13 protein-coding genes and 1 tRNA gene are annotated in these 15,678 nt (G+C 71.9%); 9 read left to right on the forward strand and 5 right to left on the reverse strand.

Annotated elements, in window-relative coordinates:
* Positions 1-103: 103 nt before the first annotated feature.
* Entirely contained in the window at positions 104-838 is a 735-nt protein-coding gene (locus HF519_RS07770; protein WP_169411578.1) for a class I SAM-dependent methyltransferase, read from the reverse strand.
* A gap of 47 nt (positions 839-885) precedes the next feature.
* The gene (locus HF519_RS07775; RefSeq protein ID WP_169411580.1) at positions 886-2,004 is read right to left on the reverse strand and encodes a 5-methyltetrahydropteroyltriglutamate--homocysteine S-methyltransferase; all 1,119 of its coding nucleotides are present in this window, start codon (positions 2,002-2,004) and stop codon (positions 886-888) included.
* Between the two features lie 68 nt (positions 2,005-2,072).
* On the opposite strand from HF519_RS07775, the gene HF519_RS07780 reads away from it, so the two are divergent.
* Complete coding sequence (locus tag HF519_RS07780) at positions 2,073-2,921, forward strand: LLM class F420-dependent oxidoreductase (RefSeq protein WP_169411582.1); 849 nt, start codon at positions 2,073-2,075, stop codon at positions 2,919-2,921.
* A 100-nt stretch (positions 2,922-3,021) separates the two neighbouring features.
* On the opposite strand, the gene HF519_RS07785 is transcribed toward HF519_RS07780, so the two are convergent.
* Positions 3,022-3,801: an enoyl-CoA hydratase/isomerase family protein gene (locus HF519_RS07785; RefSeq protein WP_169411584.1), complete on the reverse strand. Its 780-nt coding sequence runs from the start codon at positions 3,799-3,801 to the stop codon at positions 3,022-3,024.
* A gap of 31 nt (positions 3,802-3,832) precedes the next feature.
* Positions 3,833-4,624 (reverse strand): IclR family transcriptional regulator, encoded by a 792-nt coding sequence (locus HF519_RS32735; protein ID WP_169411586.1) that lies wholly within the window; start codon positions 4,622-4,624, stop codon positions 3,833-3,835.
* Between the two features lie 220 nt (positions 4,625-4,844).
* Here HF519_RS32735 and HF519_RS07795 point away from each other — a divergent pair, with 220 nt between their 5' ends.
* Positions 4,845-5,465, forward strand: coding sequence for a nucleoside/nucleotide kinase family protein (locus HF519_RS07795; RefSeq protein WP_169411588.1), 621 nt, complete (start codon positions 4,845-4,847; stop codon positions 5,463-5,465).
* A gap of 29 nt (positions 5,466-5,494) precedes the next feature.
* On the opposite strand, the gene HF519_RS07800 is transcribed toward HF519_RS07795, so the two are convergent.
* Positions 5,495-5,577, reverse strand: a tRNA-Leu gene (locus HF519_RS07800).
* A gap of 136 nt (positions 5,578-5,713) precedes the next feature.
* On the opposite strand from HF519_RS07800, the gene HF519_RS07805 reads away from it, so the two are divergent.
* The 7 genes from HF519_RS07805 (at position 5,714) to pknB (ending at position 15,676) form a co-directional block, all read left to right on the forward strand.
* A complete protein-coding gene (locus HF519_RS07805; RefSeq protein WP_281358454.1) occupies positions 5,714-6,979 on the forward strand; it encodes an FhaA domain-containing protein in 1,266 nt (421 codons plus the stop codon).
* 54 nt (positions 6,980-7,033) lie between these two features.
* The gene (locus HF519_RS07810; RefSeq protein WP_169411592.1) at positions 7,034-7,489 is read left to right on the forward strand and encodes an FHA domain-containing protein FhaB/FipA; all 456 of its coding nucleotides are present in this window, start codon (positions 7,034-7,036) and stop codon (positions 7,487-7,489) included.
* A gap of 124 nt (positions 7,490-7,613) precedes the next feature.
* Positions 7,614-8,963 carry a PP2C family protein-serine/threonine phosphatase gene (locus HF519_RS07815; protein ID WP_169411594.1) on the forward strand — a complete coding sequence of 450 codons (1,350 nt, stop codon included), beginning with the start codon at positions 7,614-7,616 and terminating at the stop codon, positions 8,961-8,963.
* Positions 8,963-10,414, forward strand: a complete 1,452-nt coding sequence (locus HF519_RS07820) for an FtsW/RodA/SpoVE family cell cycle protein (protein ID WP_169411596.1) — start codon at positions 8,963-8,965, stop codon at positions 10,412-10,414. Before HF519_RS07815 ends, HF519_RS07820 begins: the two co-directional genes overlap by 1 nt.
* Positions 10,411-11,880, forward strand: a complete 1,470-nt coding sequence (locus HF519_RS07825) for a peptidoglycan D,D-transpeptidase FtsI family protein (RefSeq protein ID WP_169411599.1) — start codon at positions 10,411-10,413, stop codon at positions 11,878-11,880. Before HF519_RS07820 ends, HF519_RS07825 begins: the two co-directional genes overlap by 4 nt.
* A gap of 34 nt (positions 11,881-11,914) precedes the next feature.
* Positions 11,915-13,582, forward strand: coding sequence for a serine/threonine-protein kinase (locus tag HF519_RS33520; protein WP_169411601.1), 1,668 nt, complete (start codon positions 11,915-11,917; stop codon positions 13,580-13,582).
* 108 nt (positions 13,583-13,690) lie between these two features.
* Complete coding sequence (gene pknB, locus HF519_RS07835) at positions 13,691-15,676, forward strand: Stk1 family PASTA domain-containing Ser/Thr kinase (protein ID WP_169411604.1); 1,986 nt, start codon at positions 13,691-13,693, stop codon at positions 15,674-15,676.
* Positions 15,677-15,678 lie beyond the last annotated feature (2 nt).

Genomic DNA, 15,678 nt, shown 5'->3' on the forward strand with positions numbered 1-15,678 from the left:
CTCCCGGGCCGTCCCACGTTGCGTTGTGGAGCCTTGATGCGCTCCCGGGGCCGTTCCGCGCGGTGTTGTGGAGCTTTGACGCGGTTTCGGGTGGCGGCGGGTGCTAGGGGACGCGGGCGGTGAGGCAGCGGAACAGGTTGTCCAGGCGGTAGCCGCCGTCCGGTTCGCGGTATCGGGCCAGGCCGTCCCGCGCCGCCTTCCGTACGGCGGACGGACCGGCCCGGTGCACCGCGGCCCGGCCGATGTCGGACGCGAGCAGCGGACCGAGCAGGGCGTCGTCGTCGGGATAGCGGAACGCGCAGCTGACCTCGTCGACGGCCGCCACCTCCAGTCCCGCGAGGCCCGCCAGCTTGCGCAGCCGGTCGGGTTCGGTCAGCGGCGGCCCGCCGGCCGGGGCACGCCGGGCCGAGCGCGGTGGCAGGAACCCGGCCAGGGCCTCGCCGAAGGCCCGGACGTCACACTCCTGCTCCCGACCCCACACCGTGACGACGACGGTGCCGCCCCGGCCCACCACCCGGGCCGCCTCCCGGAGCACCTTCAGCGGGTTCGTCACGTGGGCGAGCACCTGGACGGCCGCCACGACGTCGAAGGCCGCGTCGGGCCACCCCAGGTCGTGGGCGTCCCCGACCCGGAACTCCCCCTCGGGCACGCGTTCCGCGGCGGCCGCGACGGCGGACCGGTCGGTGTCGAGGCCCACCACTCGCACGCCACGGTCGGCGGCCAGCCGGGCGAAGGCGCCCGTCCCACACCCCACATCGAGCAGGGCCACGCCGGGGGCGACTCCCGCGAGCACCCGCTCGTACAACGGGATGCCCCACCCGCTCGGCCCCTCGTCCATCGGCGCAGGTTAACCGCAGCGATCGGCGGCCGTCAGCGTGTACCGGGTCAGCCCCACACGTCCTCGGCGACCTGCACGATGAGCCGCAGCTTGGCCACCTGCTCGTCGAAGCTGAGCGTGTTGCCCTCGACCGTGGAGGAGAACCCGCACTGCGGCGACAGGCACAGCTGCTCGAGCGGCACGTACTTCGCCGCCTCGTCGATGCGCCGCTTGAGGTCGTCGGCGTCCTCCAGCCGGCCGTTCTTGGTCGTGACCAACCCCAGCACGACCTGCTTGCCCGGCGGGACGAACCGCAGCGGCGCGAACCCGCCGGAGCGCTCGTCGTCGAACTCGCAGAAGAAGCCGTCGACCTCCAGCTCGCCGAACAGCGCCTCGGCGACGAAGTCGTAGCCGCCCTCCGCGGCCCAGGACGAGCGGAAGTTGCCCCGGCACATGTGCGTGGTGATCCTCATGTCCGCCGGCCGGTCGGCAATCGCGGCGTTGATCTGGCGGATGTAACGCAGGTGCTGGTGGTCGGCGTCCTCGCCCTTGGCCGCCATCTCGGCCCGCTGGGCCGGGTCGTTGAGGTAGGCCAGGCTGGTGTCGTCGAGCTGCAGGTAGCGGCAGCCCAGGTCGGCGAGCGCGTTCACCTCGTCGGCATAGGCGGCGGAGAGGTCGGCCCAGAACCCCTCGACGTCCGGGTACACCTGCCGGTCCACGGCCGCGGTGCCGCCGCGGTAGTGGACCATGCTCGGCGACGGGATGGTCAGCTTCGGCACCGCGGTGGTGGTCTGCTCGGCGAGGAACCGGAAGTCGTCGGCGAAGATCGGCTCCGCGAGCCGCACCTTCTCGTGCACGGCCAGGCCCGCCGAGGTGAACTCGCTGTCGCCCTGGGCGTTGTGCATCCTCACGTGGATCTGCTCGTCGGTCTTGGTCACCCCGCCGAGCTGATAGATGAAGTCCATGTGCCACGAGGTGCGGCGGAACTCGCCGTCCGTCGCCGCCTGCAGGCCGATCTCCTCCTGGACCCTGACCACGTCCCGGATCGCCGCATCTTCCGCGGCCCGCAGACCAGCGGCGTCCAGGGTCCCGGCGGCGAACTCGTCGCGCGCCTTCAGCAGCGCGGGCGGGCGGAGCAGGCTTCCGACGTGGTCGGCCCGGAACGGCGGTTCGGTGCGCGCATGCATGCTCGCGAACCTATCGCCGTGACCCAGGTCGCGCTGGCGATGTTTCCGGCTGCTGGCAAGCTTCCGCTGTGGACAACGGCGTCGTCACCTTCCTGACCGATTACGGCATCGAACCGCTCACCCTGGCCAAGGCGGTCGAGGAGCGCGGCTTCGGCTCGCTGTTCCTCACCGAGCACACCCACATCCCGACCAGCCGGCAGTCACCGTGGCCCGGCGGGGACGAGCTGCCCCGGCGCTACGCGCACACCTACGACCCGTTCGTCGCCCTCGGCGCCATGGCCGCGGTGACCGACCGGATCACGCTGGGCACCGCGGTGTCGCTGATCAACCAGCACGACCCGATCGTGCTGGCCAAGCAGGTCGCCAGCGTGGACCGGATCGCGGGCGGACGCTTCGAGTTCGGCGTCGGGCCGGGCTGGAACCGCGAGGAGATGGCCAACCACGGCGTCGACCCTGGGACCCGGACCGCGCGGATGCTCGAGCAGATCGCCGCGCTGAAGACCATCTGGACCTCCGACGAGCCGGAGTTCCACGGCGAGTTCGTCGACTTCGACCCCATCTGGTCGTTCCCCAAGCCGGTCCGGGTACCGCCGGTGCTCATCGGCGGCGGCGGGCCGACCGTGCTCGACCGGGTGCTCTCGCACGGCGACGGCTGGATCCCGCTGCGGGTGCCGATGTCCGCGCTCGACGACTTCGCCAAGCGGATCGCGGAACTGCAGCAGCGGGCGGCGGACGCCGGGCGCGGCCACATCCCGGTGACGATCTACGGCGCCGCGCGCAAGCCGGAGGCGCTGGAGTCCTACGCGGCCGCCGGGGTGGACCGGGTGCTGTTCGAGCTGGCCGACCACGGCAGCGACGACGACCGGGGCACCGATGCGCTGCGGGAGCTGGACCGGCTGGCCGAACTGGTGGCATGACCGCCGGCCCGGCGGGCCGTGATCAGCGGTCCGGTGCCCGTGACCGCGGGGTTCGCGGCCGCCGGTTCCGGGACGCCGATCACGGCTTGCTCGCCCGCCCTCAGCGCGCCCGCCACACCGGGTCACGGCCCTCCCGGAACGCCGCGGCGCCCTCGGCCGCGTCCTCGGTGGCCGCCGCGACCCGGCGCATCGTCTCGCCGAACCGGATCGCGTCGACCGCACCGAGCCCGGGCGCCCGGACCGCCATCTCCTTGGTGGCCCGGGCGGCCAGCGGTGCCGCGCGCACCAGACGCGCGGCGAGCGCCCGCGCCTCGCCGAGCAGCTCGTCGTGCGGCACCACCCAGCCGGCCAGGCCGATCTCCTTCGCCCGCGCGGCGTCGATCCGCTCACCGGTGAGCAGCAGCTCCATCGCGTACTGCCAGTTGATCTTCTGGGGCAGCCGGATCGCGCCCACGATCGTCGGTATCCCCACGGTGACCTCGGGGAATCCGAAGGTCGCCCGCTCGCTCGCGATCACGAAGTCACACCACGTGACCAGCGTCAGCCCGTAGCCCAGGCAGTGCCCGTTCACCGCGGCGATGACCGGTTTGTTGATCTCCCAGCCGCTCTCGAAGGAGTTCACCGTGGGTCGCTCCCAGAAGCTCCCCGGGAAGTCCCCGGCAGCACTACCGGTCTCGGAGCGGAGGTCGGCACCGACGCAGAACGCCCGCCCGCTGCCGGTCACGATGGCCACCCACGCGTCGTCGTCCTCGCGGAACCGGGTGAACGTCGCGTTGATCTGCTCGCGCATCGCGCCGTCGATCGCGTTCAGCTTCCCGGGTCGGTCGTAGGTGATCGTCGCGACGTGATCGGCGAGGTCGTACCGCACGGTTTGCTCCACGGCCCGGAGGGTAGAGCCGGGCGGCTCTCGCTCAGGGCTGCGCCGCGGCCCCCGGCAGCACGACGATCGACCGCGCCACCCGCCCCGCCCCGTTGCGCACCGCGTGCTCGAGCTCCCAGCGCCGCGCGGTGAACTCGGCGCGGCTCACCGACACCCCGAGCGCCCCGGCCACCTCACCCCCGGGTCCGCGCACCGGAACGGCGATGCCTGCCACCCCGCGCTGGTACTCCTCCACCTCCACCGCGGCCCCCGCCGAGCGCACCCGCATCAGCTCGCGGTCGAGCGCCCGCCGGTCGGCGACGGTGCGGGAGGTGAGCCGCGGCAGTCGCGAGTACGCGAGCACCTCACCGAGCCGGGTGGGTTCGAGGCCGGCGAGCAGCACCTTCCCGCCCGCGGTCGCGTGCGACGGGGTGGGCTCGCCGATGCGCATCCCGTTCGGGCCGGGGTGCTCGGTGCAGTGGTCCAGGTGGGCGACCACCACGTCCAGATCCCGGAACACGGCGAGGTAGGTCGCCGCCCGGGCCCCACCGTGCACCTCCTGCAGGATCATCCGCACCGCGGCCGGGGGCACCACCTGCTCGGTCAGGTCCCGGTGGAGCTCGGCGATGCGGTATCCGAGGCCGTAGCCGCGGACACCGTGCAAGCGGACGAGATAGCCCTCCTCCACGAGGATGCCGAGCACGCGGTAGATCGTGGGCAACGGGCTCCCGAGCCGGCGGGCGATAGCCTTCGCCGTGACCCCGTCGCCCGCCGCCGCCACGGCCTCGACCACCCGGAGCGCCCGTAGGATCGATCCCCCGGAGCTGCGCTGCTCGAGTGCCACGGATCACAGTCTTGAGCAACCGCGTGGGACGCGCACCCTCCGATCGGGCGTTCTGCGTGATACGGCACCGAGGAGTCACACCGTGGACGACCAGGGGCTACACCACCGGTTCGACGATCCGGGCGAGCATCGCCCGTAACGGGCGCTCGGGGTGTTGCCGCCCCGGGACAGAAGCGGCCGGCCGACGTCCAGGAGAACCGGCGGTAGGGAGGATCGGCGGATGCGGATCACCCCCACCACCCCGGCGGCACTGGCCGAGCAGATCGCCGACCTCGTCACCGCCCGGCCCGGGCAACGGGTCCGGGTGGCCGTCGACGGGGCGCCGCCGACGGCACCGCAGGCGCTGGCCGGCGAGGCCGCCACGTTGCTGCGCCTGCGCGGCCGCGACGTCGTGGTGGTGTCCGCGGCCGACTTCCTCCGCCCGGCCTCGGTCCGCCTCGAGTACGGCCGCACGGACGTCGACATGTTCCTCGACGGCTGGCTCGACTCGGGGGCGCTGCGCCGCGAGGTGCTCGACCCCGCAGGACCGGGCGGCTCCGGGCGGGTGCTGCCCCGGCTCTGGAACTCCGACCGGGATCGGGCCTACCGCGACGACTACCGCGACCTGGCCGATGACGGCGTCGTGCTGCTCACCGGCGCGTTGCTGCTCGGCCGGGGGCTGCCACTGGATATCGTCGTGCACCTGCGGATGACCCCTGCGGCGCTCACGCGCCGAACGGACGATCAGGAGCGCTGGACGGTGCCGGCTTTCGAACGATACGACCGCGAACGCGACCCGGCCGGGGAAGCCGACCTACTGGTGCTGGCCGATCACCCGGAGCGGCCCGCGGTACGGTCCTGATCAACCGGACCTCGGAAGAGGAGATGTTGTGGGCGAGGAGGGAGTTGAACCCTCACGTCCTTTCGGACACACGGACCTGAACCGTGCGCGTCTGCCATTCCGCCACTCGCCCTGACGGGAGGAAAGCTAGCACGGCCCCGGAAGGGCCTACGCGAGGGGGTCCCGCATCGGGTCTCCCCAGGGGACTGGCTAGCACAGATACGATCAGGGCTGCCGGTAACACGCCGATGCGAACGGAGGAAGATCGGTTGGGCCGCGTAGGGCGATTCGAACGCCGTCTCCAGGGGATGGTCGGAGATGCCTTCGCGCGGGTCTTCGGAGGCAGCGTCGTTCCCCAGGAAGTCGCACAGGCGCTGCTCAGGGAAGCCGAGGACCACATCGAGCCGCTCGCGGGAGGACGCCTGCTGGCTCCGAACCGCTACACCGTGCAGCTCAGCCCCGCCGATCTCGAACGCATGGCCGGTGACACGGACCAGATCGAGCAGTCGCTGTCCGGCTACGTCACCGAACAACTCGCCGACCAGGGATGGGACACCTACGGCGACGTCGTAGTCTTTCTGGAGCGCTCCGAGGCGCTGCACACGGGACAGTTCCGCACCCGCTCGTCCGTGGACCCCGACGCTTCCCGTCGGGACCCCACCAGAGCACGCAACGCAGGAGAAGCACCCATGAGCCAGCAACCGGGCCACCCCGAGGAGAACGGGCAGTACGGCTACGACCGGGGCGCCCCCGGCGGATACGGGCAGCAGACGTACGCCCCACCCGCCGGGCAGGACCGTGGCGAGTCGCGCGGCCGCGACGGCTACGGCCAGCAGTACGACCAGCAGGGCTACGCCCAGCCGGGCGGCTACCAGGGCTACGAGCAGCCCGGCGGCTACGACCAGCAGGGCTACGACCAGCAGGGTTACGAGCAGCCCGGCTACGGCCAGCCCGGGTACGCCCAGCCGGGCGGTTACGACCAGCAGGGCTACGCCCAGCCGGGCGCCCAGGGCTACCAGCAGGGCGGCTACGGCCAGCAGGGCTACCCCCAGCCCGGCTACGAGGGCGGTTACGGCCAGCAGGGTGGCTACGGGCAGCAGGGCGGCTACGGCCAGCCGGGCTACGCGCCCGGCTACGACCAGCAGGGCTACGGCCAGCAGCAGTACGACCAGGGCTACGACCAGCAGGGATACGGCCAGCCGGGCTACGGCCAGCAGCCGGGGTGGGGCGGTTACGGCCAGCAGAACCTCACCGCGTCGATCAGCCTGGACGACGGCTCCGGCCGCAGCTACCCGCTGACCGAGGGCACCCACGTCGTGGGCCGCGGCCAGGACTCCAACTTCCGGCTCCCGGACACCGGCGTCTCGCGCCGGCACCTGGAGATCAGCTGGGACGGGCAGACCGCGACGCTGTCCGACCTGGGGTCGACGAACGGTACGACGGTGAACGGCAACCAGGTACAGACCTGGCAGCTCACCGACGGTGACGTGATCCGGGTCGGGCATTCGAGCCTGGTCTTCCGGGTCCAGGCCTGATCGCCCCGTCGGCATCACCCGATCCAGAGCCACCGAGAGCGGAGTCCACGACGAGTGCCGGAGTTGGTGCTGCAGCTGACCAGGGCGGGCTTCCTAGCCCTCCTGTGGTTGTTCGTGCTGGTCGCGCTCCGGGTCGTGCGGTCCGACCTGTACGCCGCCTCGGGGCTACGGGCGATCCTCCCGGGCGGCCGGGCCACGGCCCGGGCGGGACGCAGCCGGACGGCTCGCCAGCTCCTGGTCACCCAGGGTCCGCTGGCGGGCAGCCGGATCTCGCTCGACTCCCGGCCGATCCTGATCGGCCGGGCCGACGACTCGACACTCAAGCTCGACGACGACTACGCCTCCACCCGGCACGCGCGGATCTCCCAGCAGGGTGAGGAGTGGTACGTCGAAGACCTCGGGTCGACAAACGGCACATATCTGGATCGGGCTAAGGTCACCGGACCCACCCGGGTCCCCCTGGGGGTCCCGGTCCGTATCGGCAAGACGGTGATCGAGCTGCGCTCATGAGCCTCCGACCCACCCACCCCCATGCCGGGCCGGGCCGTGTTTGCGAGACCTGTGTGCAGGGTCGAGCCATCAGCGCCGCGGCCCGCATCCAGCGTCGAGCCGACGGTGCACGCGGAGTCGCGACATGACGCTGGTCCTGCGCTACTCGGCCCGCAGCGACCGCGGGCTCGTTCGGCAGAACAACCAGGACGCGGTCTACGCCGGCCCGCGGCTGCTCGCACTCGCCGACGGGATGGGCGGCCACGCCGCGGGCGAGGTCGCATCGTCCCTGGTGATCTCGGCTCTGGCCCCGCTCGACGAGGACGACCCGGGCGACGACCTGCTCGCCGAACTGCGTGACGCGACCTTCCAGGGCAACGCGGCCATCACCCGGCACGTCGCCGAGACCCCCGACCTGGAGGGCATGGGCACCACCCTCACCGCCATCTTGTTCGCCGGCAAACGACTGGGCCTGGTCCATGTCGGCGACTCCCGCGCCTACCAGCTGCGCGACGGCCAGTTCACCCAGATCACCAAGGACGACACGTTCGTCCAGTCGCTCATCGACGAGGGCCGGATCACCGAGGAGGAGGCGCACACGCACCCGCAGCGTTCGCTGCTGCTGCGCGCCATCACCGGCCAGGACGTCGACCCCTCCCTGACCATCCGGGAGGCCCGCGCCGGCGACCGCTACCTGCTGTGCTCGGACGGCCTGTCCGGCCCGGTCAGTGACGAGACCCTGGCCGAGACGCTGCGCGACTACACCGATCCGCGGGCGTGCGCCGACCGGCTCATCGAGCTGGCGTTGCGCGGCGGCGGTCCGGACAACATCACCTGCATCGTCGCCGATGTCGTCGACATCGAGTACGGCGAGGACGCCCCGATCGTCGGGGGCGCCGCCGGTGACGGCAGCGACGACGGCCGGCCCGGGCCCGACTCGGCCGCGGCGCGGGCGTCGGCGACCACCCTGCCCCGGGCGGCACCCCGCCGCATCGAGGCCCCGCCGCCGGTCACGACCGGACGGGGACGGTCGCGGTGGCGGCTCGTCCTCGGGATCGTCGCCGTAATGGTGGTGCTGGTCGGCGCCGGCTGGCTGGCCCGGGTATGGGTGATGCAGCAGTACTACGTGGGCGTGGCCGACGACCGGGTGACGATCTTCCAGGGCGTCCGGGGAAGCTTGCTCGGCATTCCGCTGCAGGAGATCGAGGAGCAGTCCGACATCGCACTCACCGACCTGCCGGAGGACGCCCGCAGCCAGGTGCGCGACGGCATCGTCGCCTCCGACGGGTTGGCCAGCGCGCGGAGCACGGTGCAGCGGTTACGCAACCGGATGCTGGCGCCGTGCCCGCCCGTCGCCCCGCAGCCGCCCGAGGCCGCGACGCCGACCGACCCCGCGTTGATCGTGCCGGGGGCACCGCAGCCACCACAGGCCGAGACCACCCCCCTGCAGGCGGTTCCGCCGGAGCCGGGAACGACCTGCCGGTCGGCGAGCTGATGACGGTGGCCGACCACCCGAAAGGTCTCGGCGTCCAGACGCCGGACAAGCCCACCGCTGCCCCGTTGCCGACGGGGCGCGGTATCGAGCTCCTCCTGCTGGCCTTCGCCGCGGTGCTGGTCACCGGCGCGCTGGCGCTGGTGGAGGCGAACCAGGAGCAGCAGATCACCCGCTCGCTGCTCTACCTGGGCGCCGCCTACCTGGCCCTGTTCACGGTCGGCCACCTGGCCGTCCGCCGGTTCGCGCCCTATGCCGACCCGTTGATCCTGCCTTCGGTCGCGCTGCTCAACGGCCTGGGCCTGGTGATGATCCACCGTCTGGACCTGGCCAGGGCCGATCGGGCGACATTGCTCGGGGCGGAGGCGCCGACTTCGCTGATCGTGCGGCAGGTCGCCTGGACGACGATCGGGATCGCGCTGTTCATCGGTGTGCTCTGGCTCGTCCGCGACCACCGCACGCTGGCGCGCTACACCTACACCGCCGGATTCGTCGGACTGATCCTGCTGGCCCTGCCGGGTCTGCTGCCCTCGTCGCTGTCCGAGGTGAACGGCGCGAAGATCTGGCTGCGGCTGGGCGTCCTGTCCATCCAGCCGGGTGAGTTCGCCAAGATCCTGCTGATCGTCTTCTTCGCGGGCTTCCTCGTGCAGAAGCGCGACCTGTTCAGCACCGCGGGCCGGCGCTTCCTGGGCATGGAGCTGCCCCGGGCCCGCGACCTGGCTCCGCTGCTGGTGGCCTGGGGCCTCTCGGTCGGGGTGCTCGTGCTCGAGCGCGACCTGGGCACATCGCTGCTGTTCTTCGGCATCGTGCTGGTGCTGCTCTACATCGCGACCGAGCGCGTCTCGTGGATGCTGATCGGGCTGAGTTTCTTCGTCGGCGGCGGTGTGATCGCCTACCAGCTGTTCAACCACGTCCGGGTGCGGGTGCACATCTGGCTGGACCCGTTCAGCGACTTCAACGGCTCGGGCTACCAGATCGGCCAGGCGCTGTTCGGTCTCGGCACCGGCGGGGTGGGTGGCACCGGGCTCGGCGCCGGCCGCCCGGACCTGGTGCCCTTCGCCGAGAGCGACTTCATGTGGTCCTCGCTGGGCGAGGAGCTCGGCCTGATCGGCCTGGCCGCCGTGCTCGTGGTCTACCTGGTGCTGGTCACCCGCGGTTTGCGCAGCGCGCTCGCGGTGCGCGACAGCTTCGGGAAGCTGCTGGCCACCGGATTGTCCTTCGCGGTCGCCCTGCAGATCTTCGTCGTGATCGGCGGGGTCACCAAGCTGATCCCGCTGACCGGTCTCACACTGCCCTTCCTGTCCTACGGCGGTTCGTCGCTGGTCGCCAACTACGCGCTCGTCGCACTGCTGCTGAGGATCTCCAATGCGGCCCGCGCGCCGCTGCCGCGGCGGCCCCCGCAACCGCAGGCCCCGATCGCGGAGGCGAACACCGAGTTGGTGCAGCGCCCATGAACACCCCCGTCCGCCGGATCGCCATCGCGGTGATGGCGATGATCGTGCTGTTGCTCGGGAACCTCACCTACGTGCAGGTGGTCAAGGCCGGCGACTACCGCAACGACCCGCGCAACCAGCGGGTCCTGCTCGCCGAGTACGCCCGCAAGCGCGGCCAGATCAGCGCCGACGGCCAGGTGCTGGCGCGCAGCGTGGAGACCGACGACCGGTTGCGCTTCCAGCGGCAGTACCCCGACGGCCCGGCCTACGCCTCGCTGACCGGTTACTACTCCGTGCTCTACAGCTCCAGCGGCATCGAACGCGCCCAGGACTCGGTGCTCAACGGCAGCGACGACCGGCTGTTCGGCCGCCGGCTGTCGGACCTGATCACCGGCCGGGACCCGAGCGGCGGCAACGTCGTCCTGACGATCAAGCCGTCCGTACAGCAACGGGCCTACGAGGCGATGGCGGACAAGAAGTTCGCCGGTTCCGTGGTCGCGCTCCAGCCGCAGACCGGCGAGATCCTGGCCATGGTGTCGACCCCGTCGTTCGACCCGAACCCGCTGGCCAGCCACAACACGTCGACCCAGCAGAAGGCGTGGACCGAGTACAACGAGGCCGACCCCCCGGTGCTGACCAACCGGGCGATCTCCGAGACGTATCCGCCCGGCTCGACGTTCAAGCTCATCAACGCCGCCGCCGGGCTGCAGAACGGCTTCACCCCCGACAGCCAGCTCACCGCCGCTCCGAACATCACCCTGACCGGCACCAACACGACGCTGGAGAACTTCGCCGGCACGGCATGCGGGACGTCGTCGACGGCGTCACTGCGCGAGGCGCTGGCCCGCTCGTGCAACACGGCGTTCGCCGAGATGGCCGCGAGCGTGGGCGAGGACGCGCTGCGCAAGCAGGCGGAGGCCTTCGGTATCGGGTCGTCGGACGTCTCGGTGCCGATGCGGGTGGTCCCATCCTCGATCGGTGACATCCCGGACACCGCGGCGCTGCAGCAGTCCGGCATCGGCCAGCGCGACGTCCGGGTCACCCCGATGCAGAACGCGATGATGGTCGCCGCGATCGCCAACCGTGGCCAGCTGATGGCCCCGCACCTGGTCAAGGAGATCCAGGGCCCCGAGCTGGACACCATCGACACCACGTCGAAGGACCGGCTCGGCCAGGCCGTCCCGGCCGGGGTCGCGGCGACGCTGACGGACCTGATGATCGGCTCGGAGAACCGGACCCAGGGCGGCGGGAAGATCACCGGCGTCCAGATCGCGTCCAAGACCGGCACCGCCGAGCACGGGAACGACCCGAAGAACACCCCGCCGCACGCCTGGTACGTCGCTTTCGCCCCTGCGGCCAACCCCGTGGTGGCCGTCGCGGTGCTGGTCGAGGACGGTGGCAACCGCTCGCTGGAGGCCACCGGCGGTTCGGTGGCGGCACCCATCGGCCGCGCGGTCATCGCCGAGGCGCTGCGGGCTGCGCAATGACCGCCGGCGTGCTCCCTTCGGGGGAGGCGGCGCCATGAAGGTTCTCGCCGCCGGTCAGCGCATCGCCGATCGCTACCAGCTCGACCACCGCATCGCCGTCGGCGGGATGGGCGAGGTCTGGCAGGCCTCGGACACCCGGCTGGGCCGCAGCGTCGCGGTCAAGGTGCTGCGTCCTGAGCTGTCCGACGACCCGGAGTTCCTGCACCGGTTCCGGATCGAGGCTCGCACCGTTGCGTCGCTGGACCACCCGGGCATCGCGCTGGTGCATGACTACGGCGAGGACGACGGCCCGGTCGGCGGCGGCCGAACCGCCTACCTGGTGATGGAACTGGTCCGTGGCGAGCCGCTGTCGACCCGGATCAGCCGCGGACCGATCGAGGCCGACGAGACGCTGCGCATCGTCGAGCAGGCAGCACGTGCCCTCCAGGCCGCGCACGATCGGGGCTACGTGCACCGCGACGTCAAGCCCGGCAATATCCTCATCCGCAACGACGGGGTCGTGAAGCTGACCGATTTCGGGATCGCGAAGGCGGCGGACGCCGTGCCCGTGACCCAGTCGGGCATGGTCATGGGAACGGCCCACTACATCGCGCCTGAGCAGGCCAGCGGCGGGGAGGCCGGGCCCACCGGCGACGTCTACTCGCTCGGCATCGTGGCTTACGAGTGCCTCGTCGGATACCGGCCGTTCCGCGCCGACAACGCGGTCGCCATCGCGATGATGCAGGTGCGCGACGAACCGCCGCCGTTGCCCACGAGCGTGCCGGCCGCTGCCCGTGAGCTGATCAGCGCGGTGCTGGTCAAGAACCCCGACCAGCGCTACGCCGACGGTGGGGAGTTCGCCGCCGCCGTCGCGGCGGTCCGCCGGGGGGAGCCGCTGCCACGTCCGTCGCGGGTGCTCGCCGCCGGCGAGGCCACCGACTCCACCGAGCAGCGGGCCTACCGCCGCCGGGAGGAGCAGGACGAGCGCCGGGCACAGCGGACGATCAAGGACGCGCGCAGACCTGGAGGGCTTCGGGCCCTGCCACGGTCGTCGACCGGAGCCGCCACGCCGGCGTCCGGCCCGGCCCGAACCCTCCCGGCGTCCGGCCCCACCCCGTCTCCGACATCCGGCACCACCCGCACCCCGACGTCCGGCGGCACCCGGAAGCCGGCATCCAGCCCCAGGACCTCGGCCTCCGGCACCGCCTCGACTCCCGGCTCCGGTCAGACCACGACCCCCGGCTCCGGTCAGACCACGGCTCCCGGCTCCGGCGAGGCCACGGCTCCCGAGTCCGGCGCCACCCCGGCCCCGGCGTCCGATCCCGCACCGTCCGGTACCTCCGGCGGCACGCCGAGCTCGAGGCCCGCCTCGAACCCGACGCGCACCCCGCAGGCGGCACCCACCCCGGACCCGCTGCGCCGCTCGTCGACACCCACTCCGGCCCGCCCGGCCGCGCCGTTGACCGAGCCGCTGAAGCTGCAGCCGGCCTCCGGGCCGAACCGGTCCCTGCTGCTCGTGCTGTTCCTGCTGCTGACGCTCGCCGCTCTCCTGCTCGCCATCTTCGTCGTCCCCAGGCTGTTCGAGTCGGATCCCACACCGCCGAATCCGACGCCCACGGGGGCACCCACAGGTACCGTGACGGGCCGAGAGGCCATCCTCGCCGGTCCGACGGCGGTCGGAGAGCCGTTCGTGTCGATGACCGTTGCAGGGGAGGTCCGGTGAACCCGCACAACCGGCCCCCCGGCGCTCCCCCGGTCGGAGCGACACCCGAGGGACGGCGAGGACCGGCATGATGACTCGATCCATGACACCTTCCAGGAATCGGCACCGATGACGACCCCCAGACTGCTGTCCGAGCGCTATGAGCTGGGCGACACGCTCGGCTATGGCGGCATGTCCGAGGTTCACCACGGGCGTGACACGCGACTGGGCCGCGACGTGGCCGTCAAGGTGCTGCGCGCCGACCTGGCCCGCGATCCGCAGTTCCAGTTGCGCTTCCGCCGCGAGGCACAGAACGCCGCGGCGCTGAACCACCCCGCGATCGTCGCCGTGTACGACACCGGCGAGGTGATCGGCGAGTTCGGGCCGCTGCCCTACATCGTCATGGAGTACGTCGACGGGCAGACCCTGCGCGAGATCGTCAAGACGCAGGGGCCGCTGACCCAGCAGAAGGTCATCGAGGTGATGGCCGACGTCTGCGCCGCCCTCGACTTCAGCCACCGGCACAACATCATCCACCGCGACGTCAAGCCGGCCAACATCATGATCAACCGCGCCGGCGCGGTGAAGGTGATGGACTTCGGCATCGCCCGCGCCCTCGGCGAGGGCCAGAACGTCACCCAGACCGCCGCGGTCATCGGCACCGCGCAGTACCTCTCCCCCGAGCAGGCCCGCGGCGAGGCCGTCGACGCGCGCAGTGACGTCTACGCAGCGGGCTGCGTGCTGTTCGAGCTGCTCACCGGTGAGCCCCCGTTCACCGGTGACACCCCGGTCGCGGTGGCCTACCAGCACGTTCGCGAGGACCCGAAGCGCCCGTCCGAGCTGAACCCGCAGATTCCCGACGCGCTCGACGCCGTCGTGCTCAAGGCGCTGAGCAAGAACCCGGCCAACCGGTACCAGTCCGCCGCCGAGATGCGTACCGACCTGGTGCGCGTGCGGGGCGGTCAGCGCCCGATGGCGCCGATGGTGATGAGCGAGGACGAGCGAACCGCGCTGCTCGCCGCCGACACCGGGGGTCACACACGGCGCATCAACGCCGCGGGCGGAGGCGGACGGCACACGCTGCCGCCGTCGGCGGTCCCGGTCTACCAGGACGAGGAGCCACCTCGCCGCAACGGCCGCAAGATCGCGGCCGGCCTCGCGATCGCGCTGGTCCTCGGCCTCATCGCCTTCGTCGGGTACCAGGTCTTCGGCGCCCCGGCCCAGCCGCGCCAGGTCACCGTCCCCAATGTCGTGGGTCAGCAGAAGGAGGCGGCGCGGACTGCGGTGCTCGCAGCCGAACTGCGGGCGAGCATGGAAGAGGTCGAATCCGAGGTCACTCAGATCGGCCGGGTCGTGCGGACCGAGCCGGCCGGCAACACCCAGGCGAACGAGAACAGCAACGTCAAGCTGTTCATCGGCAAGGGCCCCGCCGTGGCGGCCGTCCCCGCCATCGTGGGTCGGTCCGTCTCCGACGCCGAGCAACTGCTGCGGGACCGGGGCCTGACCCTGGGCGAACAGACCGAGCAGGAGACGAGCGACCCCAGCAAGGTCGGCAAGATCATCGCCTCGACCCCGGCCGCGGGTGAGAACGCCCCCGGCGGCAGCTCGGTCGCAGTGGTGATCGGCAAGGAACAGACCACCGTCGCGGTCCCCGACGTGACCGGCCGGGACGAGGCGACCGCGCGTCAGACGTTGTCGAACGCCGGCTTCCAGGTCCAGACCCAGGAGGTCGACGGCGGCGGCGAGTCCGGCACCGTCGTGGGCACCAACCCCGCCGGCGGCCAGCGCGTCCAGAAGAACACCACCGTCACCCTGCAGGTCTCCCGGGGCAACCGCGCGACCGTGCCCAGCGTGGTCGGCCTGGATCTCGACGACGCCCGGGACGAACTGCGGCAGGCCGGGTTCCGCAACATCGAGCTGCAGCGCCAGCCGGTCGGCGACCGTAACCAGGACGATCGCGTCCTCGGCCAGTCGGTGGCGGGCGGGCAGTCCGCCGACCCGGACCAGCAGATCGTCCTGACGGTCGGACAGTTCGACAGCGGCTTCTTCGGTAATCGTGAGCGCCCTGGCGGAAACGGCGAAGGCGGCGGAAACGGCGGAGGCGGCGGGAACTGATC

Origin of the sequence: Pseudonocardia bannensis (assembly GCF_012911875.1) — a bacterium.
Classification (GTDB): Bacteria; Actinomycetota; Actinomycetes; order Mycobacteriales; family Pseudonocardiaceae; genus Pseudonocardia; species Pseudonocardia bannensis.

What these genes read in the sequence shown, in the direction of transcription:
- HF519_RS07770 (WP_169411578.1), bottom strand. Translation starts at nt 838, where the DNA reads ATGGACGAGGGGCCGAGCGGGTGGGGCATCCCGTTGTACGAGCGGGTG.
- HF519_RS07820 (WP_169411596.1), top strand. Translation starts at nt 8,963, where the DNA reads ATGACGGTGGCCGACCACCCGAAAGGTCTCGGCGTCCAGACGCCGGAC.
- HF519_RS07825 (WP_169411599.1), top strand. Translation starts at nt 10,411, where the DNA reads ATGAACACCCCCGTCCGCCGGATCGCCATCGCGGTGATGGCGATGATC.
- HF519_RS07775 (WP_169411580.1), bottom strand. Translation starts at nt 2,004, where the DNA reads ATGCATGCGCGCACCGAACCGCCGTTCCGGGCCGACCACGTCGGAAGC.
- HF519_RS07795 (WP_169411588.1), top strand. Translation starts at nt 4,845, where the DNA reads ATGCGGATCACCCCCACCACCCCGGCGGCACTGGCCGAGCAGATCGCC.
- HF519_RS33520 (WP_169411601.1), top strand. Translation starts at nt 11,915, where the DNA reads ATGAAGGTTCTCGCCGCCGGTCAGCGCATCGCCGATCGCTACCAGCTC.
- pknB (WP_169411604.1), top strand. Translation starts at nt 13,691, where the DNA reads ATGACGACCCCCAGACTGCTGTCCGAGCGCTATGAGCTGGGCGACACG.
- HF519_RS07815 (WP_169411594.1), top strand. Translation starts at nt 7,614, where the DNA reads ATGACGCTGGTCCTGCGCTACTCGGCCCGCAGCGACCGCGGGCTCGTT.